This window comes from Streptomyces sp. NPDC045678, from assembly GCF_056432085.1.
The window spans coordinates 143,716-165,846 of the sequence record NZ_JBWKJS010000008.1 but is presented as its reverse complement, the minus strand read 5'-3'; the positions used below and the strand labels follow the sequence as shown (position 1 = coordinate 165,846).

Here is a 22,131-nt window from a genome sequence, read left to right as displayed (position 1 = left end):
ATGACGCCCCGCTCACGTGCATCACCCCGGTCACAATGCGGGGCCTGGCTGGAAACCGAGGTGCCGCGCAGGGTAGGCATGTGGGCATGAGTAACGACGGGGGAGCCTCCTACGGGCCGTACGAACCCACCAGCTTCGGCCTCCAGCCACCACAACAGCCCGGCGTACCGGGGCAATCCGGCCAGAGCGGTGGAGCTCATCCCGACAACCCGTACGCGCAGCCGTACGCCCCGCCGACCCAGGCTGTGCCGAACCAGGCTGTGCCGACCCAGGCCGTGCCGAACCAGCCGCCCGCGTCCGCACCGTCGCCCTCGCCCGCGCCCTCACCCGCACCGTCGCCGTCGCCGTCGCAAGAGAGCGAGCCCGGTACCGGCCGGCTGATCGCGCACCGCTACCGGCTGCTCGCCAAACTCGGCCACGGCGGCATGGGCACGGTGTGGCGCGCCAAGGACGAGACGGTGGACCGTGAGGTCGCGGTGAAGGAGCCGCGCGTCCCCGACCACCTGCCGGAGCGCGAGCGGGCCAACGTCTTCGAGCGGATGCGCCGTGAGGCGCGCGCCGCCGCCCGTCTCGACCATCCGGCCGTGGTCAACGTCCATGACGTGGCGGTCGAGGACGGCCAGCCGTGGATCGTGATGGAGCTCGTGCACGGCCGTTCCCTCGGCGCCGCGCTCCAGGAGGGCACGCTCGGCGCCCGCGAGGCCGCGCGGATCGGCCTCGACGTCCTGAACGCCCTCGACGCCGCGCACCAGGCGGGCATCCTGCACCGCGACGTGAAACCCGACAACGTGATGCTCGGCCGGCACGACCGTGTCGTCCTCACCGACTTCGGCATCGCCCAGATCGAGGGCGAGACCAATCTGACGGACACCGGCGGTTTCGTCGGGTCGCCCGAGTTCATCGCGCCGGAGCGGGTGCTGGGCCGGCGGCCGGGCCCGGCGTCCGACCTCTGGTCGCTCGGCGTCGTCCTGTACGCGGCGACCGAGGGCGTCTCCCCCTTCCGCCGCAACAACACCCCCGCGACGCTCCAGTCCGTCCTGAACGCGACGCCCGCCGCACCCGCGTCCGCGTCGGTCCCGCTGGCCGAGGCGATCACCCGCCTGCTGGCCAAGGACCCCGCCCAGCGCCCGAACGCCGCGCAGGTCCGCGCCCTCCTGGAGGAGGCGGCGAAGCCTCCGCAGCCCGTGCCGACGCAGCACGTGACCGTCGCGGGCGGCGGCGATCAGGGGCGCGGCAAGGGGATCTTCCTGAGCCGCAAGGCGCTCGCCGTCGTCGCCGGAGTGGTCGTCGCGGCGGTGGCCGCGGGCGTGCTCGTGGCGCTGAATCCTTTCGAGGGCTCGGACGCGGGGGGCTGGGAGAAGCACGAGGCGAAGGCGGTCTCCGCGACCGTCTCCGTCCCGAAGGGGTACGTGGAGAACAAGCCGGAGGCCACGGACACGGACAAGTCCTGGGTCCGGTACACCGATCCGAGCGGCGCCGTCTTCGTCACGCTCGACCTCGCGGAGAAGAAGGACACCACGCTGGAGGTCGCGGGGACCGCGGCGGCCCAGGCGTACGCGGACGCGGAGACGTTCGAGGAGAGCGGCGAGTCGTCGATCAGCGACATGTCCAGTGACCCCGCCCCCGCCGCCACGACCAAGGAGACGACGTACAAGGACCGGGGCGCCGCCGAGAACACGGTCACCTACACCGACTCGCAGACCGAGCTCCCGCGCGAGGCGCGGATCCTCTACTACCGGACCGGGTCCGGGGACATGTACCGGCTGTGGATCGACTATCCCGGCAAGGGCGACTTCACCGAACGGGGCCGTGAGGTCGCCGAGACCGCGATCGCGGACCTGGAGCTCCACAAACTCTGAGAAGTCACTCGGCGCGGCGGTATTGCGCAGCGGTAACAGCCTGATCAGCGGCTTTGTCGCCAGCAATCACTGGCGTCGTGTGCGGAGGTCGTGAACCCCCGTTACCGATGGGTACCCAAAAGCCTGGCGTAGGCCTACCCTCACGTGCATGACGGACTCGCAGGCCACCGCAGCGCCCCTCGGAACGAACCCGACCGCCCCGGCCCCCGACGGCGCGCGCACCGCCGCCGACGTGGTCACGCCCGAGCTGATCGCGCAGCTCACCCGTGACGTCATCGGGTCGGGACGGACGGCCAACCACTCGCCGCTCACCGGCGAGAAGCTGGCCGACCTGCCCGAGTCCACCCCCGAGGACGTCACCACCGCGTTCCAGCGGGCCCGCACCGCCCAGATCGCCTGGGCGAGGACACCGGCCAAGCAGCGCGCCGCCGTCCTGCTGCGCTTCCACGACCTGGTGCTGCAGCGCCAGGCCGAGGTCCTCGACCTGATCCAGCTGGAGACCGGCAAGTCCCGGCTGCACGCGCACGAGGAGGTCCAGGCCGTCGTGGTCGCCGCCCGGCACTACGGCCGCAAGGCCCCCTCCTACCTGGCGCCGAAGCGGCACACCGGCGTCGTCCCGGTCCTCACCAAGGTCACCGAGAACCGTCAGCCGCGCGGCGTCGTCGGGCAGATAGCCCCCTGGAACTACCCGCTCGAGCTCTCCGTCGGCGACGCGCTGCCGGCCCTCGTCGCGGGCAACGCCCTGGTCATGAAGCCCGACACGGAGACCTGCCTCACCGCGCTCTGGGCCCGCGACCTGATCATCGAGGCGGGCCTGCCCGCGGAGGTCTTCCAGGTCGTCCTCGGCGAAGGCCCCGTCGTCGGCCCCGAGATCGTCAAGCACGCCGACTACGTCTCCTTCACCGGCTCCACCCGCACCGGCCGCGAGGTCGCGCAGGGCGCCGCCGCACGCCTGGTCGGCGTCTCGCTCGAACTCGGCGGCAAGAACGCCATGCTGGTCCTGCACGACGCCGACGTCGACAAGGCCGCGTCGGGTGCGGTGCGCGCCTGCTTCTCCTCCGCCGGCCAGCTCTGCATCTCCATCGAGCGGCTCTACGTCCACGAGTCGATCGCGGACGAGTTCGTGGCGCGCTTCGCGGAGCGCACCAAGGCGATGCGGCTCGGCAAGTCCCTCACGTACGGCGCCGACATGGGCTCGCTCGTCGGCGAACGGCAGCTGGAGACCGTGACCCGGCACGTCGAGGAGGCCGTCGCCAAGGGCGCCGTGCTCGTCGCGGGCGGCGTCGCCAGACCCGACATCGGCCCCTACTTCTACGAGCCGACCATCCTCGACGGCGTCGAGGCCCCGATGGCGGTCTGCAACGAGGAGACCTTCGGCCCGGTCGTCTCCATCTACCGCTTCACGGACGAGAACGAGGCGGTCGAGCTCGCCAACGCCACGCCGTACGGCCTGAACTCCTCGGTCTGGACGAAGGACGGCAGCCGCGGCCGCAAGATCGCCGCCCGGCTGCGCACCGGCACGGTCAACGTCAACGAGGGCTACGCACCCGCCTACGGCAGCGCGCAGGCCCCGATGGGCGGCATGAAGGACTCCGGCCTCGGCCGGCGGCACGGCTCCGAGGGAATCCTCAAGTACACCGAGGCGCAGACCATCGCGACCCAGCGGATCATGCCGCTGGCGCCGTCGTTCGGCCTGGACGACGAGAAGTACGCGGCGTTCATGAGCACCAGCCTGAAGGTCATGAAGGCGTTCCGGCTGCGCTAGCAGCGCCGTCAGGGGCGCGGGGAACCGCGCGAGCAACCACAGACTGCCCGCAGGCAATTTGACGAGGAGAGTCGATGTCACAGGAGAGCTCTGCCCGGATCCAGGTGGGCGACGACGCGTACGACTACGACGTAGTCGTCGTGGGCAGCGGCTTCGGCGGCGCGGTGTCCGCGCTGCGCCTGACGGAGAAGGGGTACCGCGTCGGCGTACTGGAGGCGGGCCGCCGCTTCACGCGCGCGACGCTGCCCAAGAACTCCTGGGACCTGAAGAACTACTTGTGGGCACCTGCGCTCGGCCTGTTCGGCATCCAGCGCATCCATCTGCTCGGCAACGTGATGGTCCTCGCGGGCGCAGGGGTCGGCGGCGGCTCGCTGAACTACGCCAACACCCTCTACGTACCTCCGGAGCCGTTCTTCAAGGACGCGCAGTGGAAGGACATCACGGACTGGCAGGACGAGCTGCGCCCCTACTACGAGCAGGCCAAGCGCATGCTCGGGGTGCGGCTCAACCCGACGATGACACCGTCGGACGTCCATCTGAAGGCCACCGCCCAGGCGCTGGGGGTCGGCGACAGCTTCCACATGGCACCCGTCGGCGTCTTCTTCGGCGACGAGAAGGACGCGGACGGTCGTTCAACGTCCGAGCCCGGCGCGGAAGTTCCCGACCCCTACTTCGGCGGCGCGGGCCCGTCCCGCAGGGCCTGCACCGAGTGCGGCGAGTGCATGACCGGCTGCCGGCACGGCGCGAAGAACACCCTGAACGAGAACTACCTGTACCTGGCGGAGAAGGCCGGCGCGGTCGTCCACCCCATGACGTCGGTCGTCGCCGTCACCGAGGACTCCCGGGGCGGCTTCGCCGTCGCGACCCTGCCGACTGACAAGAAGCGCAAGGGCGAGGGACGTACGTTCACAGCCCGCAAGGTCGTCGTGGCCGCAGGCACGTACGGGACGCAGACGCTCCTGCACCGCATGAAGGACACCGGCCTGCTGCCGCACATCTCCGCACGTCTCGGCAGCCTCACCCGCACCAACTCCGAGGCCCTCGTGGGCGCCCAGACCACCGACCGCCGCTACCGCAGGAAGCACGGAGCGGAGAGGGCCGACTTCACCAAGGGCGTCGCGATCACCTCGTCGATCCATCCCAACGGCAGCACCCACATCGAGCCCGTCCGCTACGGCAAGAAGTCCAACGCCATGGGCAGCCTCACGGTGCTCCAGGTCCCGTACAGCGTGCGGGGCGGCAAGGCGCGGGTCGCGGGCTGGCTCGGCAACGTGGCACGCCACCCGCTGCTGCTGGTCCGTTCGCTCTCCAACCGGCACTGGTCGGAGCGGACCATCATCGGTCTGGTCATGCAGTCGCTCGACAACTCCCTGACCACGTACCGCAAGGAGAAGGGCCCCGGAAAGGGGCTGCTCACCGCCCGGCAGGGCCACGGCGCACCCAACCCCGACCAGATCCCCGAGGCCACCCGCGCGGCGACGCTCCTCTCCGAGGAGATCAACGGCTTCCCCGGGTCGAACGTCGGCGAGCTCATGGGCACCCCGCTGACCGCGCACTTCCTCGGCGGCTGCCCGATCGGCGACTCCGCGGAGACCGGCGTCATCGACCCGTACCACCGGGTTTACGGCCATCCCGGCATCTCGGTCGTCGACGGCGCCGCGGTCTCGGCGAACCTGGGCGTGAACCCGTCCCTGACGATCACCGCGCAGGCCGAGCGCGCCATGTCGTTCTGGCCCAACAAGGGCGGGGAGGACCCGCGTCCGGCGCAGGGTGCGCGGTACGTGCGGCTCGCGGCCGTCGAACCGAAGACCCCGGCTGTTCCCGCTGACGCGTTCGGCGCGCTGAGGCTGCCGTTCTTGGGGATGCCGACGGTGCCGGCCAAGAAGTAGCCCCCGGACACACGTAAGGACCTGCACCCCCCTCCGAGCGCAGGTCCTTCCGCGTGATCAGGCGGCCGATGAGGCCGAGCCGGCCGTGGCGACCGACGTGGCCGTGGCGGCTCAGGCGGTGCCGTCCGCCTTCCGGCGGCGTACGGCGAACACGACGCCCGCACCGGCGACGACGGCGATACCGCCGATGACACCGACGGTCGGCAGCATCGAGCTGGAGCCGGTCTCGGCGAGGCCGCCGGTGACCGGGGCCGGGCTCTCCGAGGCGCTGCCCTGCGGCTCGGGCGAGGACTGTGCCGTCTTGGACGGGGACGGCTTCGGCGTGGGCTTGGCCGACTCGTCACCGGGCTTCACGACGGTGAGAGGCCAGTACTTGGACGACGTGTGCTCGCAGTCCAGTTCGGGGTCGACGTAGGAGCCGAGGCCCTCCACGTACCCGTCGACGGCCGGAGCCTTGTCGTTGACCCGGGCCCGCAACTTGACGACGGCCTTGTCCTCGGCGTCGAGCTCCACGGTGTCGTAGGCCAGGCCCGCGCCCAGCGGGCTGTCGACCGTGGTCCACTCCTCGTTCTCCGAGTCAAAGTACTGCACGTCGGTGAAGTACCGCAGCCCGTCCTTCCGGTCCTTGCCGGCGCTGAGGTTGTTCACGAACGCGGTCCACGCCACCTCGCCGAGCGGCTCGTCGGTGGGGTTGTCCGCGGTGAGCTTGAACCGGTGCCAGCCGCTGCCCGTGACGATCTTCTTGGGCAGTCCGACGAGGTCCACCTTCAGTACGGAGTCGGGATCCGTGCTGCCGTCGTCGGACTCGCACTTGGGCGGCGCCTCTTCGTCGTCCTCGTCCGGGACCTCGGGGACCTCCGGCGTCTTCGGGGCCTTCGGGGTCTCGACCTCGGCCGTGTGCTTCCCGGGCGCCGGGGGCTCCGTGGGCGGGGTCGGCTTGCCGGGCGTCTTGGCGGGCTCGGGCGTCTTCGCGGGCGGCGTCACGGACGGCGTCGGCGTGGCGGACTCCGTCGGGGCTCCCGCGGCCGGTGCGGGCGGAGTGGACGTGCCCTCGGTCGCGGAAGCGGCCGGGGCCGACAGCAGCGCGATCGGGGCTATGGCAGCCGTAGCGGCCGCGGCAGCCATGGCACGACGAAGCTTCATGAAGACCTCAGAAGTCGGAGACGCGGGGGTGGCTCTGTACTGACTTTCGGTACTGACTCTTGGTACTGGCTCTCAGTACCGGCTCCCGGTACTGATCTCGTGTTACTGCATGCATGACATGTGATCCCTGTGAATGGTTGTCCTCGACTTCACAGAATTCTTATGTGGCGTGCCTCACAGATCTGGTGCGGGTGGCTCGTGCTAGAACTTCCCCCGCCCACAGGGCATCCGGAGAACAGGGGAGGGGACAGCGTGGCCATACCCGACGAGGTGTGGGAGAGATTCGAGAACGACAGCGAGCGGGAGATCCGCTCGTCGGCGCCGAAGGAGCCGTCCGCGCGGGCGCGCATGGTGGCGGAGCGGCTGCGGCGCCTGGACGAGGAGGCCGCGCGGCGGCGGGTCGAGGAGGCGGGCCGGTTCCGCCGCAGGCGCGCGAAGCGCGAGGCCGAGTCCGCGCGGTGGCGCCCGGACGACTGGCGGGCGATGCCGACGGGCTCGACGGGTGGCCGTGGCGGCAGGTCAGAGCGCAGCCGCCGCGTGTGGAGCGTGGTGATCGTCATCGGCGGCATGGCCCTCGCGATCGTCCTGCTCAGCCCGTTCCGCTTCTGGATCTGGGGCTGGTGACACGGCGGGACGCCGCGGGTGACACGGCGGGGCACCCGCTGGCGACACGGCAGGACACCGCCGGTGACGAGCGGGGAACCAGATTCGATCTTCTCCCGTCGTAGGTTTCGTCCAGAAGCGGTGAACCGGCAGGGGAACAGAACGTGAAGTCAGCTGTGTCGCGCGTCGTGGCGGCCGTATCGGTCGTGGCCGCACTCGGCGCGAGTGCGGCCTGCAGCAGTGGTGACGGTGGCTCCGACGCCGGTGGGGGCGCGAAGCCGCGCGCGAGCGCGGGCCCCTCGAAGCTGGAGAAGGCGGCCCTGACCGCGGGTGACGTGAAGGGCTACAAGGTCGAGGAGCCGGACGAGTCCGAGTCCTCCGCCGCCGCACCGCCCGGGGTGAAGCCGTCTCCCGCGGAGTGCGGCCCGCTCGCGGCGATGCTCGACGTACGCACCGCGGAGAAGACCGAAGGCCACGCCCGCCGCGTCCTGACCGCCGCCGACGACAAGGACTTCACGACGACCCGCGTCGGCCTGTCCTCCTACGCCGGGTCGGACGCCGAGCAGGCGATGGCGGACCTGCGCGCGGCGGCGCGGTCGAAGAAGTGCTCGGCCTTCCGGGTCGGGGAGCAGCGCTACATCGGCGTACGGTCGCTCGACGCACCGAACGTTCCGGGCAAGGCGGGCAAGGGCGACGAGGCCGTCTCGTACAAGATCGCCCACCGCAGGGGCGAGTACGTGATGCGGGAGACCGTCACGGTCGTGCGCACCGGCTCGACGCTCGCCGTCTTCGACGCGTCGAACCTGTACGACCCCGAAGGCGTCCAGAGCGACAAGGACGCCGAGAAGGACGGCACCGGCGGCATCGGGACGCCCACGGCGGACCAGGACCCGAAGGTGGCCCCCGAGATCGTCACCGCCCAGCTCGCCAAGATCTAGCGGGCCCCGCCGACCTCGGTTCACACATTCACACGCGCCGCGTACAACCTTTTCGGCGGTTCCTGATCGTTACGGAAAACGCTGGTCAGCGGCGTGTGTTTGCCGCTTTCATGTCGCCTCGGCGCGGGCCGTCGCCCGCGCCGTGAACACGTGAAGGTAGGAAACGTGAAGTCATCTGTGTCTCGGGCCGTCGTGGCCGCGTCCGTCACGGTCGCGCTGGGCCTGACCGCAGCGTGCGGCAGCGACAGCGACAGCGGCTCCGACGACAAGAAGTCGTCGGGGCAGCAGGCCGAGCAGAAGCCGGCCGAGGGCAAGCCGGCCGAGAAGAAGTCGGCCGCGCTGTCCGCCGCCGATCTGGAGAAGGCGGTGCTCGCCAAGGGCGACCTCAAGGGCTACAAGGTCGAGAAGATGTCCGCGGCGGACATGCCCTCGCAGACCGTGCCCGCCGACCCGGCCGCATGCCAGCCGTTCGCCGACATGTTCATGTTCGCGACGCAGCCGTCGGCGAAGGCGCGTGTCGGCCGCACCCTGACCGGGCCCGACGAGCTGGACGCCACGGTCATCTCGCTCGCGCTGCTCGCCCACGAGCAGCCCGAGGCGGAGAAGGTCATGGACGACCTGCGGACGGCCACGAAGAACTGCACCGCCTACGAGCACGCGGACTCGAAGTACCGGGACGTCGCGGCCCTGCCCACGCCGAAGGCGGGCGACGAGGCGGTCTCGTACAAGGTCGTGGGCCTCATCGAGGGCCAGAAGACACCGATGAGCTTCACCGTCGTCCGCAGTGGTTCGACGGTCGCGGCCTTCTACTCGATCAACCTGCTCAAGCCGAAGGAGTTCGGTGTCTCGGCGGAGGTCGTCGAGACGCAGGTGAAGAAGTTGGAGGGCGAGGGCAAGGGCGCGTAGTCGGCGTCGGCCATCGAAAGAGCGAAGGGCCCCGCGGGACGGATCCGCGGGGCCCTTGGCTGTCGGCACCGACGTCAGGGCCGCGTCGATGCCTCATGAGGACGGCGCAGGGGGAGTGCGCCGCTCTGGTCGAGGTGCCGGTGACCGACCCGGCGCACGAGGGGCGCTCGCGTGGTATCGACCATTGGCAATGAAGTTGTGGACGGCGGGACTCGCTGTCCGCCTTCTACGCATCGTGCTGGACGGGTTGTTCGCTGCGCAACCGTTTGGACCGCATCTGAGGGGGGACCGGGGATTCGGTCCGGGTGCCGGGACGGAGGCCGGCCGGCTCCGGGCGTCCCCGAAGCCGACCGTTCTCTTGGGTGACCGGGCTGCTGTCCCCTGCCGTCCGGTCACGTCACTGGAGCGAGGTCCCACGGTGCAGGGATCGCTCCCTGCGCCTCATCGCTCCAGCGGAGCCACGCGTGGTTCTTGCGGGCCCGCACCTGGCTGACACGGACATTGAGACCAACGAAGCCCCTCCGTGACCGGTCACGCGCCGTACGGGTGAGAGCGGATCCGAACTCAGATCCGCAGTCGGCGGGGGTGCGGGGCGGCGGCGGTCAGACACGGCCGCGGCACAGCTCCAGGAGCGTCATCGCGAGCGCCGTGCCGGGCTTGCCGAGCGCGTCCCTGTAGTGGCCGAGGACCTCCATCTCGCGGGAGAGGTTCACGCGGCGGCCACCGGAGGTGATGCGGGCCTCCTGGATGACGGCCGAAACGGCCATGCGTTCCTGTACGAGGCCGATGATGTGGTCGTCGAGCGCGTCGATCCGCTCACGGGCGTTCTCGATCACCCCGGCGGCCTCCGGAGTGCGGGCTCCGGTCTTGTCCGTGGCGGTGGGGGCGGCGACGGCGGCGGTGGTGGCGGTCGTGGTCGTCATGCGGGGCTCCTTGTAGCTGTCGGAAGAGGTGCCCCGGAGCGGCAGGACCCGCGTACGACAGAGCGCCCCGGGCCTTGTCGGCCCGGGGCGCCCGGTAAGTCGCTTGTCGGTGGGATCAAGCAGCTCGACCATGGCAGCCGGCAGGCCGGTTGCCATAGGTAAAGAGGAAGCTGAGGTGCTTGGTCACGAGGCCAGTATGCCCCCACGCGCGCGTGCCGGGTCAATCGGGACGCCGTACGGCTCGGATGCTGAGACGCCCGCCGATCCGCGGGGGCGCCCGCCGGGTGAGTGGGCGCCGCTCCGGGGCCGGGGTGGGAGAGGGCGCCGCTCCGGGGCGAGGGAGGGTGCCGCGTCGGGGCGAGCGCGGGTGCCCGTCGGATACGACGAAGGGGTCGCCCCGGGCCCGTTAGAATTGACAAACACAGACCCCCTGCTCACGCACGAGCCTCTGCTCACGCACCGCTCAAGCTCAACGCCGGAAGGCCGCCGCCGTGCCATCAGCGCCCCCCGCTGCCGCCGCTCCCGACACCGTTCTGGTCGTCGACTTCGGAGCGCAGTACGCCCAGCTCATCGCCCGTCGCGTCCGTGAGGCCCGCGTCTACAGCGAGATCGTGCCGAGCACGATGCCCGTCTCCGAGATGCTCGCGAAGAAGCCCGCGGCGATCATCCTGTCCGGCGGCCCCTCGTCGGTGTACGCGGAGCACGCGCCCACCGTCGACCGCCGGCTCTTCGAGGCCGGCGTCCCCGTCTTCGGCATGTGCTACGGCTTCCAGCTGATGGCCACGACCCTCGGCGGCAAGGTCGACAACACCGGCGCCCGTGAGTACGGCCGCACCCCGCTGGCCGTCTCCAAGGCCGGTTCCACGCTCTTCGAGGGCACCCCGACCGAGCAGTCCGTGTGGATGTCGCACGGCGACGCGTGCAGCGCGGCGCCCGAGGGCTTCACGGTCACCGCGTCCACGGACGTCGTGCCGGTCGCGGCCTTCGAGGACGACGAGAAGAAGCTGTACGGCGTGCAGTACCACCCCGAGGTCATGCACTCCACGCACGGCCAGCAGGTCCTCGAGCACTTCCTCTACCGCGGCGCCGGCCTCAAGCCGGACTGGACGACCGACAACGTCATCGACGAGCAGGTCGCCGCGATCCGCGAGCAGGTCGGCACCAAGCGTGCGATCTGCGGCCTCTCCGGCGGTGTGGACTCCGCGGTCGCCGCCGCCCTCGTGCAGAAGGCCATCGGCTCGCAGCTGACCTGCGTGTACGTCGACCACGGCCTGATGCGCAAGGACGAGACCGAGCAGGTCGAGAAGGACTTCGTCGCCGCGACCGGCGTGCAGCTGAAGGTCGTCGACGCGCAGGAGCGCTTCCTCGCCGCACTCGCCGGGGTCTCCGACCCCGAGGAGAAGCGGAAGATCATCGGGCGTGAGTTCATCCGCGTCTTCGAGCAGGCCCAGGCGGAGATCATCGCCGAGGCCCCCGGCGACCAGCCGGTGGAGTTCCTGGTCCAGGGCACCCTCTACCCTGACGTGGTCGAGTCCGGTGGCGGCACCGGCACCGCGAACATCAAGTCGCACCACAACGTGGGCGGGCTCCCCGAGGACCTCGAGTTCCAGCTCATCGAGCCGCTGCGCAAGCTGTTCAAGGACGAGGTCCGGATGGTCGGCGCCGAGCTCGGCCTGCCGGACGAGATCGTCCAGCGCCAGCCGTTCCCCGGCCCCGGCCTCGGCATCCGCATCGTCGGCGAGGTCACCAAGGACCGCCTCGACCTGCTGCGCGAGGCCGACGCCATCGCCCGCGAGGAGCTGACGGCGGCCGGCCTCGACCGGGAGATCTGGCAGTGCCCGGTCGTGCTGCTCGCGGACGTCCGCAGCGTCGGCGTCCAGGGCGACGGCCGCACGTACGGCCACCCGATCGTCCTGCGCCCCGTCTCGTCCGAGGACGCCATGACGGCCGACTGGACCCGCATGCCGTACGACGTCCTCGCGAAGATCTCGACGCGCATCACGAACGAGGTCGCCGACGTGAACCGCGTCGTCCTCGACGTGACGTCGAAGCCGCCGGGCACCATCGAGTGGGAGTGACCCCCGCGGTCGACCTTCCCAAGGCTTGCTGAGCGCCGGTGCCGCCCCTTCGTGTTCGACACGGAGGAGCGGCACCGGCGTTCTCACATGCGCCGTACTCGCTCTCTCGCGCCTCACGTGCGCCGCGTGACACGCACCCCCGCCCCCGGCCTCCACACCTGCACCGCCAGGTACTTCTCGTCCTCGATGAAGGTCCGCACCACCTCCGTCAGCTCGGTGCGGAAGAGGTGGAAGGCGTCCGGGTCCGGCGGATTCACCGTGTCCGTGTACCGCGCGACGGTCGCCGGGTCCCGCACCTCGACCGCCCGCCCCGCGATGCGGACGTCGCCGCCCGCCATCTCCGTACCCGCCCCCGGATTCGCCTGCAGCGCGAACCGCGGATCGCGGCGCAGGTCGAGTGCCTTGAGCGAGTTCGGCATCATGCCGAGCCACAACTCCCCGTTCAGAAAGCGGACTTCGAGCCCGGTGGTGCGCGGCGACCCGTCCTTGCGGAGCGTCGCGAGGACGTGGTGCGTGAACGCGCCGAACCGCTTCTCGACGGTCGAGGCAAGGTCCGGCTCTGCGGCGGCGAAGGCTTCCCAATTGCACGTCATACGTCGAGTCTGCCGCCGATACCCGACACCTCCTGTCGCCTTTCACCGCCCCGCCGAACGTGCCGCCCCTCGCACCCGTGATCGCGTCACACCCCTGTTCTCCTGTGCTTCCCGCCGGTAACTTCCGCCCCGTACAGCCACGGATGGAGGACACATGCAGGCGCCCACACCGATCCCCGTCGAGCGGTTGCAGTTCGCGATGCCGCCCGTCCACACCTCCGTGGCGGACGAACGGCAGCACCGCAAGGAGCGGCTCGCCGGCGCGCTGCGGATCTTCGGGAGGCTCGGGTACGAGGACGGGGTCTCGGGCCACATCACGGCACGCGACCCGGAGCACACCGACTGCTTCTGGGTGAACCCCTTCGGGATGCCCTTCAAGCACATCACCGTGGGCGACCTCGTCCTCGCCAACGCGGACGGGCAGGTGGTCGAGGGGCGCCACCACGTCAACCAGGCCGCGTTCACCGTCCACGCCCAAACCCATCTGGCACGGCCCGACGTGGTCGCCGTCGCGCACTGCCACTCCCTGCACGGCCGCGCGCTCTCCACGCTCGGCGAACTCCTGGACCCGATCACCCAGGAGGCCTGCGCCTTCTACGAGAGCCACGCGCTGTACGACGGCTACACCGGTGTCGTCGTCGACGCCGAGGAGGGCCGACGCATCGCGACCGCGCTCGGCGACCACAAGGCGGTCATCCTGCGCAACCACGGCCTGCTCACCGTCGGGGACTCCGTCGACGCCGCCGCCTGGTGGTTCATCTCCATGGAACGCTCCTGCCAGGTCCAGCTGAGCGCGCGGGCGGCGGGGCGGCCCGTGCTGATCGGTCACAAGCAGGCGGTGCAGACCCGCGAACAGCTCGGCAGCGACCTGGTCGCGTGGATCAACTACCAGTCCCTGTGGCAGGACATCAGCCGCAGCGAGCCGGATCTGCTGGCCTGACCTGGACGTCAACGCCGAGCCACGCCTTTCACCCCCGCTGACCTGACCCCGGGCATCAGTTCGCCCGCCAGTACGGCACAATTCCCCTTCTCTACAGGGAAGTTCGCGGGAAGCCCCAGAGGCTTCAAGGGTGGGGAAGGCGGCGTACGCGGTGGCAGTGCAGGAGGCGGGGCAGGGCGTGCACGGGGGCGGTTGCACGTGCGGCGGCTGCCCGCACGGGGCGCGTGAAGGACATCGGCGCGCCGTGGCCGCGTTCCTCACCCAGCGCGACGCGTTCGCGGCGGGGGAGGGGCTGCCGGCGGCCGTCGCGCACTCGGCGGGCGCCTCGCGGCAATGGGTGTCGGACGAGCTGACCCAGTCCGCGCGCGCCGTCGCCGACCGCGGCAGGGCCGAGGGCGAGGCGTGGCTGAGACGGCTGTGGACCCGCACGCTCGGCGTCGTCTGGGGCTCCTTCGGCGTACTCCTCCTCGTCCAGGCGCTCACCGCCGTCGGCGCCGGCTGGTCGGACGCGCGCACGGCCGGCCTCCTCGCCGCCTTCGTCATGGGCGGCCTGCTGAGCGGTGCCGCATACGCGCACCGGGCGCGCGGTGGGGTCCTCGCGCCCGTGATCGGCGAGGACAACCGGCTCTCCACCTCACGCGCCGTGGCTGCCTCCTGGGTCTTCCTCGTCGTCTTCGCCGTGCTCGTCCTCGCGGCCGAACTCGCCGCGGCCTCGGGACACGCGGAGCGCGAGGAACTGATCGACGGCCTCCAACTCGCCCGCGCCGCAGGAACAGTGACCGTCCTCGCCGTGGTGTGCGCGGTCGCCGTCCTGGTGCGCAGAGTCGTCGGCCTGCGCGTTCTGGGCCAGCGCCTGCAGAAGATCCGCGCGGACCGGCCACGGGCCTCTGACCCGCTCACCGACGACGCGGGCCGCGGCAGCTTCGCCGACGCGCAGTACGTCCTGATCAGCGCCGTCGCCGTGATCTTCGCCGCCGTGCGCCTCGCGCGCCGCCCCGAGCAGCTGCCCGACCTGCCGTGGGGTCTCGCCCTGCTCGTGCTGGTCTCCGCCGCGACGTACCTGGCGGGGAAGTACGCCGAAGGCGGCCGTCCCGTGATCCTCTCCGTCGTCCGCGCGCGGGAGGCCGGCGACCTCGACGCCCCCATCCGCACCGGCGACGACATCGAGATCCGCGGCGCGGGCTTCGTCCCGCCCGGCGCCGGGGACGCGGACCGGCTCGCCCGCACGGTCGTCCGCATCGGCGCCGTGCACGTCCACGTGCCGCTCGTCCCCGTACCGGGTGGATTCACCAACCCGACCGACGCGATCCTCACCGTGCCCGTCCCCGTCGACGTGGAACCCGGCCGCGTCGAGGTCCAGGTCGTCACGGCCGCGGGCGTCGAGACGAACCGCGTCACCATCGACGTAACGGACTGACCCACAGCGACTCCTTCCCCGAGCACCGCTCCCCCTCCCCGGCACTGTCCGGGCCGTGTATCCCCTTGCTCGTCGCTGAGCAGCGACCCCTCTTCGTACGTATCGTCAAATGACGGGACCACGCGAGAGGCGGCTGAGTGCCATGGCGCACGGCATACGTACGAACAGCCACACCGGCCGCATTGGCCACACCAGCCATACCAGCCACACCGGCCGCACCCGGCGTGACGACTGGCGGGAGCCCGCCACCCGCTACGCCCTGCTCCCTCTGCGGATCTTCCTGGGCATCACCTTCATCTACGCGGGCCTGGACAAACTCACCGACGGCACCTTCATGCAGGCGAGCGGCGCGGGCTCGATCGGCGCTCAGATGGAGGGCGTCCGCGACATCTCCGCGATCCCCGCTCTCGTCGACCTCTCCCTCAAGAGCCCCGTCGGCTTCGGCTACGCCATCGCCCTCGGAGAACTCGCCGTCGGCATCGGGACTCTGATCGGGCTGTTCGCCCGGGGCGCCGCGGTCGGAGGTGCGCTCATCTCGCTCAGCCTCTGGCTGACCGTCAGCTGGCACGAGGAGCCCTACTACTACGGCAACGACCTGGCCTATCTGATGGCCTGGCTGCCGCTGATCCTCGCCGGAGCCCCGGTCCTCTCGCTCGACGCCCTGCGCGCCGCCCGCCGCGGAACACCCCGGGGCCCGGACGGACCCGCTAGGACAGGCCCTGGTCCCGCGACTCCTTGACGCCCCCGACACCACCGCCGGAACGGGCAGCACCTCTCGGACGTATTCCATGGATCGCCGCCGCCACGCCCGCCAGGAACAGGCCGGCCATCATCAGCGGCAGCGCGACGAACCACGGCGCGTTCCAGGCACCGCCCGCGTCGCCCGCGTACACGATCGCGACCGACAGCAGGCAGAGCCCTGCCACCAGCTTGCCGGGGTGGAATTCATGACGTAGCACGGGTCACCTTCGCTTGTCCGACGCCGACTTCGAGGCGCAGATCGATCGTGCCGCCGCTGTCGCTGCCCGAGGGCGGCCGCAGCGTCACCGTCTTCTCCCGGCCCGGAGCGATGTCCAGGTCCTTGTCCTTGTCGCCGGGCAACGAGATGTCGCCGACGCCCACTTCCACGTCGAGCCGCACGATGGCGTCCTTCGGCAGGATCACGTCGATGCTGCCCGCGCCGATCTCGGCACTCGTCTGCAACGTCTTGCCCTTGCCGACGTCGAGCCTGCTCAGATCGAGCGTGCCGGTGCCGAGCCCCAGCTCGTACTGGGGCTGGACGTCCGCCACCGCGGTCGGTATCCAGTCCGGGTGCGCGTAGTGCGTCGTGATGTTCTTCGGCAGGGCCGCCGAGGCGGTGAGGAGCCCGGCGGTCAGCACCGCCAGCACGATCGACCCCGCCCCCGTGCGTCCGAGGAGGGCGCTCACCGCGATGCCGAGACCGAACACTCCGAGCGCGCACGCGAGGCCCACCTGCAAGGTCGTGCCGAGCGGATGGTCCTCCCAGGTCAGCCCGGTCCCGAGGCCGCCCGCGAGCAGGGCGGTCAGGAACACCCAGCCGCCGATCCAGCGCGGACCGCGGGGTGCGGGCGCGGGCGGCGGTACTTTGGCCTCGCGGAGCACGCCCGCGCGGTGGCCGGCCACCCGGTACTCAAGGGTGAGGCCTTCTGGCTTAAGACCCTCGGGGCCCCAGAAGTAGCCCGAGATCCCGTCGTACGTGCCGTCCTTGATGATCGGGTCGCGCCACCACGAGGGACCCCCGGCGACGGGCGGCGCCTTCGCCTCGGGTGGTGCGTCCGCCACGGCCTGCGCCGCCACCGGGTCCGGATCGAGGGTGTCGCGCTGCTGCGACCAATACCCGGCGCCCGCGAGGAGCAGCGCGAGGACCGCGGCGAAGGTGAGCGCCCCGCCGTTGTTCAGCAGTGTGAGGAAGACACCGCAGCCGACGAGCGAGAAGAGCACGGCGGTCAGCGCCTGGCCGTCGACCCGGCCGGAGAGGAGCCTGCGCGCCTCGTTCTCCTCCTCGTCCTCGTACGGCACGAAGAGCCACGCGAAGCCGTAGAACACCAGACCCAGACCGCTGGTGATCGCGAGCACGGCCAGGCCGATCCGGAAGATCACCGGGTCCATGTCGCAGTGCCGGCCGAGACCGGCGCACACACCGCCGATCTTCTTCTGCCGACGGTCGCGGCGGAACTTGCGCTCCTCCGCGGGCAGGCCCGGTTCAGGAGTGTCCGCGGGACCGCCCGGGACGCCGTGCGCGGCACGCCGGGAGCCGTGGGTGGCGGCCTCGGTCTCCGTCTCGGCGGGCTGCTGATCTGTCATGTGTCCATGGTGACCGCCGCGGGGCCGCCGCGGCAGTCGGGACGACCCTGGACGAACCCTGATATCGCCCCTGAGGCTCTGCGGGCCACGCCCCTGACAGGGCCGCGGCAGGGGAACGGATCAGGGAAGTCTCGGGGGTCGACCCTGATGCTCCGACCCGCGCCCGCGTGTGAATATCGAGAACATGCCGGAAGCCGCTGCACCGCCCATCGACGACGTCCGACCGCTGCGCAAGCTCTATCGCAGCGGTGACGGGCGCTGGCTCGGTGGTGTCGCGCGCGGTCTGGCCGGACATCTCGGGCTGCCCGTGATCTGGGTCCGGCTGATCTTCGTCGGCCTGTTCACGGCAGACGGCCTCGGCGGTCTGCTCTACGCGGCGTTCTGGTTCTTCGTCCCGCTCGGCGTGGGCGGAGTGGACGCCCAGCGGCCGCCCGCGGCCGTCACGGCCGAGACGGCGCCGGACGGCCGCCGAAGACTCGTCGCCCGCAAGCCCGACAAGGGACAACTCGTCGCGCTCCTCGCGATGGTCGTCGTCGCCATGATCTTCGTCAGCAACGTGGACCTGGACGGCTCGACGAAGGCGTACGTCGTCCCGACCCTGCTCGTCGCCGCCGGCGTCGCCCTCGTCTGGCGGCAGGCCGACAACGCCCGCAGGGCCCGCTGGATGGCCGTCGGCCGTCGCAGGCGCACCCTGACGATCGCCCGCTCGGCGGCCGGAGTGCTGCTGGTCGGCGCCGGGGTGTCCGGCATATTCGTGCTGCAGGGCTCCGCCGCGCACCTGGGCGCCGTGCTGCAGGCCTCACTCGCCGTGCTCGTCGGCATCGCGCTGCTCGCCGGCCCCTACCTCGTCCGGATGATGCAGGACCTCTCCGAGGAGCGGCTCATGCGCATCCGCGCCCAGGAGAGAGCCGAGGTCGCCGCCCATGTGCACGACTCCGTGCTGCACACCCTGACCCTGATCCAACGCAACGCGGAGAGCGCGAGCGAGGTGCGCCGCCTCGCCCGCGCCCAGGAGCGCGACCTGCGCGCCTGGCTGTACAGACCCGAGGGCACCGGCAAGGACGAGGACGAGGAACCCGACACCCTCGCCGAAGCGGTCCGCCGCAGTGCCGCGGAGGTCGAGGACAAGCACGGCGTCCCCATCGAGGTCGTCGTCGTGGGCGACTGCCCGCTCGACGAGCGGCTGACCGCGCAGATGCAGGCCGCGAGGGAAGCGATGGTGAACGCCGCCAAGTACGGTGGCGAGGGCGGCGCGGTGCAGGTCTTCGCCGAAGTCGAGGGGGAGACGGTGTTCGTGTCCGTTCGGGACCGCGGTCCCGGGTTCGATCTGGATTCCGTGCCGGACGACCGCATGGGCGTACGAGAATCGATCATTGGCCGTATGCAGCGCAACGGCGGCACGGCGCGGCTCCGCGTGGTGCCGGGCGGCGGCACGGAAGTCGAGCTGGAGATGGAGAGGACGGCGACGACATGAGCGACGCGACCGGGGCGAGCGGGCCCACGGAGCCGACCGGGACGGACGTGGGCGGCGGTGCGGACGGGCGTCGTGTCCGAGTCGTCCTCGTCGACGACCACCGGATGTTCCGCACCGGAGTGCAGGCGGAGATCGGCCGCACCGACGTCACCGGCGTCGAAGTCGTCGGCGAGGCGGCCGACGTCGACCAGGCGGTCACGGTCATCACGGCCACGCGCCCCGAGGTCGTCCTCCTGGACGTCCATCTGCCGGGTGGCGGAGGCGTGGAAGTCCTGCGCCGGTGTGCGCCGTTGATGTCCGACGCGGAGAACCCGGTGCGGTTCCTCGCGCTGTCGGTGTCCGATGCGGCGGAGGACGTCATCGGTGTCATCCGCGGCGGCGCCCGTGGCTACGTCACCAAGACCATCACCGGTACCGACCTGGTGGACTCCGTCTTCCGCGTGCAGGACGGCGACGCGGTGTTCTCGCCGCGCCTCGCCGGATTCGTCCTGGACGCCTTCGCCTCGACCGACGCGCCCCCGGTCGACGAGGACATGGACCGCCTCACCCAGCGCGAGCGGGAGGTCCTGCGGCTCATCGCGCGCGGTTATGCGTACAAGGAGATCGCCAAGCAGCTCTTCATCTCCGTGAAGACGGTGGAGTCGCATGTGTCGGCGGTGCTGAGGAAGCTGCAGCTGTCCAACCGTCATGAGCTGACGCGGTGGGCGACGGCGCGACGGCTGGTCTGAGCGGGCGCTAGCGGTGTGCGGCGGCGGTGGCCGGTAGCGCGGGGCCGAGGTTGCGCAGGGCCCAGCGGTAGTGGCCGACCGCCTTCGCGGCGCCGAGGAGGCCGGTCAGCCAGATGAGCAGTCCGGCACCCATGCCGAGGACGACGTCGGCGTAGGTCTCGTCGCCCGGTTCGGCGTACGCGGCCGCGGAGAAGGACGTCCAGAGCCCGAGCGTGCACACGGCGAGGGACGACAGGAGCCAGAGGAGGCTGAGGCCGGGGGAGCGCAGTCGGGCGTCGGACGCGGGGTGGCTGTCCAGGGCGAGCCAGGCGTCGACGAGTTGTCGTACGCGTCGGTCGTGGCGGATGCCGAGGACGACGCCGATGATCGCGGGGGCCAGCGCCGCGAGGCCGAGGACCACGAGGATCGGGCCCAGAAGGAAGGCGCTGGGGTCCTTGTCGTCGATGTACCGGATCGGCTGGATCAGCAGGGCCCAGCCGGTGACGCCGCCGAGTCCGCACAGCCACAGCAGCAGGAGCCGGCCCACTCCGAGGTGGCGCCTGTGCAGCTCTTGGAGGGCCGTGCCGCGGTCGGTGAGCAGCGTCTGCCGGTCCGGCCAGGTGCGCAGGTACACGGGTGGCGGGGGCGGAGGCAGCGTACGGCTAGGCATGCGCGTGACAATACTGGCGGGGGCCGGGGGTTCAGGACACGCGTGTGGCTCCGGCGAACGGCATCTGGTCGATGGGGGCGAGCCGGACCGGGGCGCTCGGGTTCGGGGCGTGGATCATCTGGCCGTTGCCGACGTAGAGACCGACGTGGCTGATGCCGGAGTAGAAGAACACCAGGTCGCCGGGGCGCAGTTCGGAGCGGGGGACGCGTTCGCCGGCGGCGATCTGGGCGTAGGTGGTGCGGGGCAGCGCGACGCCCGCCGAGCGGTAGGCGGCCTGGGTGAGCCCCGAGCAGTCGAAGGCGTCGGGACCGGTGGCGCCCCAGATGTAGGGGCTGCCGAGGGCCTTGTACGCGTAGGAGACGGCGGCCGCGGCGCGGGCGTCGGGCGCCTTCGCGGCTCCCAGGGCCGCGTCGCGGGCGGTGGAGCGGGTGGCGCGGTCGCCCGGGGGGTCCGCGAGGTCGGCGCGCTGTTCGGCGGTGAGGCGGGACAGGAGGCGCTTCGCCTCGCCGAGCTTTCCGGTGATCGTCTTCTTGTGCTTGCGCAGTTCCGCCTGGCGCGTGCGGAGGGCGTCGAGCCGGTCGTCGGCCCGGTCGCGCAGCCGGTCGAGTTCCCGCACCTGGTCCCGTACCTCGCCGACGGCCACGGCCTGGCGGCTGCCGGCCCGGTCGGCACGTGACGCGCGGTCCAGGAACTGATCGGGGTCGGAGGAGAGCGCGAGCTGTATGGAGGGGTCGATGCCGCCCGCACGGTACTGGGCGGCCGCGTACGAACCCAGGCTGTTGCGGGCGGTGTTGAGCTTCTCCGTCTTGCGGGCGGCTTCGTCGCGCAGGCTGCCGAGTGTCTTTTCGGCCTTTTCTGCCTTCTCCTTGGCGCCGTTGTACTTCTCGGTGGCGGTCTCCGCCTCGCGGTAGAGCGAGTCGACCTTGGACTTCACCTCGGCGGGGCTGAGCCGGGGGTCCGCGTGGCCCGTGCCGTCGAAAGCGGTGGCCGACGCGGCTCCCGCGAGAGCGAGGGTGGCGGCGGCGCGGACCGTGCCGCTGAGCGAGCGCTGTCGGGGCTTGCGGTGCGCTGGCACGAAGAGGGGCTCCTTACGTGTCCGGCGGCGGCCCGCACAGGGGGAGCGGACCGCCGCCGGGTTTCTCGGCGGTGGTGGCCGACGGCCGTCCCGGGACGGACGGCGGTGGGGAGCCGGTCACCTGGTGGAGGACGCTAAACCTGGCCGTCACGGGTTGGATACGGATTGTGCGCAATTGGCAGAAGTGGGCGGAACGGGGACCGGTCGCGACCGAGTGCTCCGGGTGGTGACAGCCGTTTCGCGCGCTGCTGTGACCGATGGCTCGATTCCTACGTATCCGAAGACGGGGTGGTGGTAAGGGGGCGCCTGCCGGGTCAGGCAGGGGCCCCGGCTAGGCTCCGGCCTCATGGACGTACTCATCCATCTCTTCGTCGGCCTGCACATCATCGGCATCGCCTCGCTCCTGGGCGGTTTCCTGACCCAGATGAAGCAGATGGGCCAGGGCACCGCCCGCTTCAGCCCCGCGATGCTGCACGGCGCGCTGACCATGCTCGTCACCGGTGTGGTCCTGGTGGGCCTCAACCAGGCGGACGACCACACCGTCAACAACGTCAAGATCGGCATCAAGCTGGCCCTGCTGATCGTGATCCTCGCGCTGGTCTACGTGAAGCGGGACGAGGAGAAGGTCGACAAGGGCATGTTCGGTGCGGTCGGCCTGCTGACCACGGCGAACATCTTCATCGCGGTGCTGTGGACCTGAGCCGGACCTGAGTTTTCCCCCGCTACGCGCGCGTGGGCCGAACCCAGGAAGGGGGGGGGGCAAAGGAACGTCAGGCATAAGAGGGGGACACCCCTTCACACGGGGAGGGACACAATCTGGGGTGGC

At 71.1% G+C, this 22,131-nt stretch carries 20 protein-coding genes; 13 read left to right on the top strand and 7 right to left on the bottom strand.

What is annotated here, in order from left to right; translation table 11 throughout:
• Positions 1-86 precede the first annotated feature (86 nt).
• From AC07DO_RS27295 to AC07DO_RS27285, 3 genes are all read left to right on the top strand, one after another.
• On the top strand, positions 87-1,859 hold the full coding sequence (locus AC07DO_RS27295) for a serine/threonine-protein kinase (protein ID WP_479063393.1): 1,773 nt from the start codon (positions 87-89) through the stop codon (positions 1,857-1,859).
• Between the two features lie 148 nt (positions 1,860-2,007).
• Positions 2,008-3,624 (top strand): succinic semialdehyde dehydrogenase, encoded by a 1,617-nt coding sequence (locus AC07DO_RS27290; protein ID WP_479063392.1) that lies wholly within the window; start codon positions 2,008-2,010, stop codon positions 3,622-3,624.
• Between the two features lie 74 nt (positions 3,625-3,698).
• On the top strand, positions 3,699-5,513 hold the full coding sequence (locus AC07DO_RS27285; protein ID WP_479063391.1) for a GMC oxidoreductase: 1,815 nt from the start codon (positions 3,699-3,701) through the stop codon (positions 5,511-5,513).
• A gap of 111 nt (positions 5,514-5,624) precedes the next feature.
• On the opposite strand, the gene AC07DO_RS27280 is transcribed toward AC07DO_RS27285, so the two are convergent.
• Complete coding sequence (locus AC07DO_RS27280; RefSeq protein ID WP_479063390.1) at positions 5,625-6,656, bottom strand: LPXTG cell wall anchor domain-containing protein; 1,032 nt, start codon at positions 6,654-6,656, stop codon at positions 5,625-5,627.
• Positions 6,657-6,908: 252 nt separating this feature from the next.
• On the opposite strand from AC07DO_RS27280, the gene AC07DO_RS27275 reads away from it, so the two are divergent.
• The 3 genes from AC07DO_RS27275 to AC07DO_RS27265 all read left to right on the top strand — a co-directional run bounded on the left by AC07DO_RS27275 (position 6,909) and on the right by AC07DO_RS27265 (position 9,103).
• Positions 6,909-7,280 (top strand): hypothetical protein, encoded by a 372-nt coding sequence (locus AC07DO_RS27275; protein WP_479063389.1) that lies wholly within the window; start codon positions 6,909-6,911, stop codon positions 7,278-7,280.
• Positions 7,281-7,423: 143 nt separating this feature from the next.
• A complete protein-coding gene (locus AC07DO_RS27270) occupies positions 7,424-8,197 on the top strand; it encodes a hypothetical protein (RefSeq protein ID WP_479063388.1) in 774 nt (257 codons plus the stop codon).
• 165 nt (positions 8,198-8,362) lie between these two features.
• Positions 8,363-9,103 (top strand): hypothetical protein, encoded by a 741-nt coding sequence (locus AC07DO_RS27265; protein ID WP_479063387.1) that lies wholly within the window; start codon positions 8,363-8,365, stop codon positions 9,101-9,103.
• Positions 9,104-9,705: 602 nt separating this feature from the next.
• On the opposite strand, the gene AC07DO_RS27260 is transcribed toward AC07DO_RS27265, so the two are convergent.
• Complete coding sequence (locus AC07DO_RS27260; protein ID WP_479063386.1) at positions 9,706-10,026, bottom strand: chorismate mutase; 321 nt, start codon at positions 10,024-10,026, stop codon at positions 9,706-9,708.
• 491 nt (positions 10,027-10,517) lie between these two features.
• Here AC07DO_RS27260 and guaA point away from each other — a divergent pair, with 491 nt between their 5' ends.
• Positions 10,518-12,104 (top strand): glutamine-hydrolyzing GMP synthase, encoded by a 1,587-nt coding sequence (guaA, locus tag AC07DO_RS27255; RefSeq protein WP_479063385.1) that lies wholly within the window; start codon positions 10,518-10,520, stop codon positions 12,102-12,104.
• A gap of 113 nt (positions 12,105-12,217) precedes the next feature.
• Here guaA and AC07DO_RS27250 read toward each other — a convergent pair whose 3' ends face one another.
• Complete coding sequence (locus tag AC07DO_RS27250; protein ID WP_479063384.1) at positions 12,218-12,697, bottom strand: pyridoxamine 5'-phosphate oxidase family protein; 480 nt, start codon at positions 12,695-12,697, stop codon at positions 12,218-12,220.
• A gap of 154 nt (positions 12,698-12,851) precedes the next feature.
• On the opposite strand from AC07DO_RS27250, the gene AC07DO_RS27245 reads away from it, so the two are divergent.
• The 3 genes from AC07DO_RS27245 (at position 12,852) to AC07DO_RS27235 (ending at position 15,793) form a co-directional block, all read left to right on the top strand.
• Entirely contained in the window at positions 12,852-13,637 is a 786-nt protein-coding gene (locus tag AC07DO_RS27245) for a class II aldolase/adducin family protein (RefSeq protein ID WP_479063383.1), read from the top strand.
• Between the two features lie 151 nt (positions 13,638-13,788).
• The gene (locus tag AC07DO_RS27240; RefSeq protein WP_479063382.1) at positions 13,789-15,054 is read left to right on the top strand and encodes a hypothetical protein; all 1,266 of its coding nucleotides are present in this window, start codon (positions 13,789-13,791) and stop codon (positions 15,052-15,054) included.
• A gap of 142 nt (positions 15,055-15,196) precedes the next feature.
• Complete coding sequence (locus AC07DO_RS27235) at positions 15,197-15,793, top strand: DoxX family protein (RefSeq protein WP_479063381.1); 597 nt, start codon at positions 15,197-15,199, stop codon at positions 15,791-15,793.
• Here AC07DO_RS27235 and AC07DO_RS27230 read toward each other — a convergent pair.
• Together AC07DO_RS27230 and AC07DO_RS27225 are read right to left on the bottom strand one after the other, a co-directional pair.
• Positions 15,762-16,013 carry a hypothetical protein gene (locus AC07DO_RS27230; RefSeq protein WP_479063380.1) on the bottom strand — a complete coding sequence of 84 codons (252 nt, stop codon included), beginning with the start codon at positions 16,011-16,013 and terminating at the stop codon, positions 15,762-15,764. The genes AC07DO_RS27235 and AC07DO_RS27230 overlap by 32 nt on opposite strands.
• Positions 16,000-17,379 (bottom strand): PspC domain-containing protein, encoded by a 1,380-nt coding sequence (locus tag AC07DO_RS27225; protein WP_479063379.1) that lies wholly within the window; start codon positions 17,377-17,379, stop codon positions 16,000-16,002. Before AC07DO_RS27225 ends, AC07DO_RS27230 begins: the two co-directional genes overlap by 14 nt.
• Positions 17,380-17,563: 184 nt before the next feature.
• On the opposite strand from AC07DO_RS27225, the gene AC07DO_RS27220 reads away from it, so the two are divergent.
• Positions 17,564-18,853: a PspC domain-containing protein gene (locus AC07DO_RS27220; protein ID WP_479063378.1), complete on the top strand. Its 1,290-nt coding sequence runs from the start codon at positions 17,564-17,566 to the stop codon at positions 18,851-18,853.
• A complete protein-coding gene (locus AC07DO_RS27215; protein ID WP_479063377.1) occupies positions 18,850-19,581 on the top strand; it encodes a LuxR C-terminal-related transcriptional regulator in 732 nt (243 codons plus the stop codon). The genes AC07DO_RS27220 and AC07DO_RS27215 overlap by 4 nt, the downstream gene beginning before the upstream one ends.
• 7 nt (positions 19,582-19,588) lie before the next feature.
• Here the strand turns inward: AC07DO_RS27215 and AC07DO_RS27210 are convergent, their stop codons facing one another.
• Both AC07DO_RS27210 and AC07DO_RS27205 read right to left on the bottom strand, forming a co-directional pair.
• Positions 19,589-20,230 carry a hypothetical protein gene (locus AC07DO_RS27210; protein WP_479063376.1) on the bottom strand — a complete coding sequence of 214 codons (642 nt, stop codon included), beginning with the start codon at positions 20,228-20,230 and terminating at the stop codon, positions 19,589-19,591.
• A 31-nt stretch (positions 20,231-20,261) separates the two neighbouring features.
• Positions 20,262-21,305, bottom strand: a complete 1,044-nt coding sequence (locus AC07DO_RS27205; RefSeq protein ID WP_479063375.1) for a C40 family peptidase — start codon at positions 21,303-21,305, stop codon at positions 20,262-20,264.
• Between the two features lie 346 nt (positions 21,306-21,651).
• On the opposite strand from AC07DO_RS27205, the gene AC07DO_RS27200 reads away from it, so the two are divergent.
• A complete protein-coding gene (locus tag AC07DO_RS27200) occupies positions 21,652-22,005 on the top strand; it encodes a hypothetical protein (protein WP_479063374.1) in 354 nt (117 codons plus the stop codon).
• Positions 22,006-22,131: the final 126 nt, after the last annotated feature.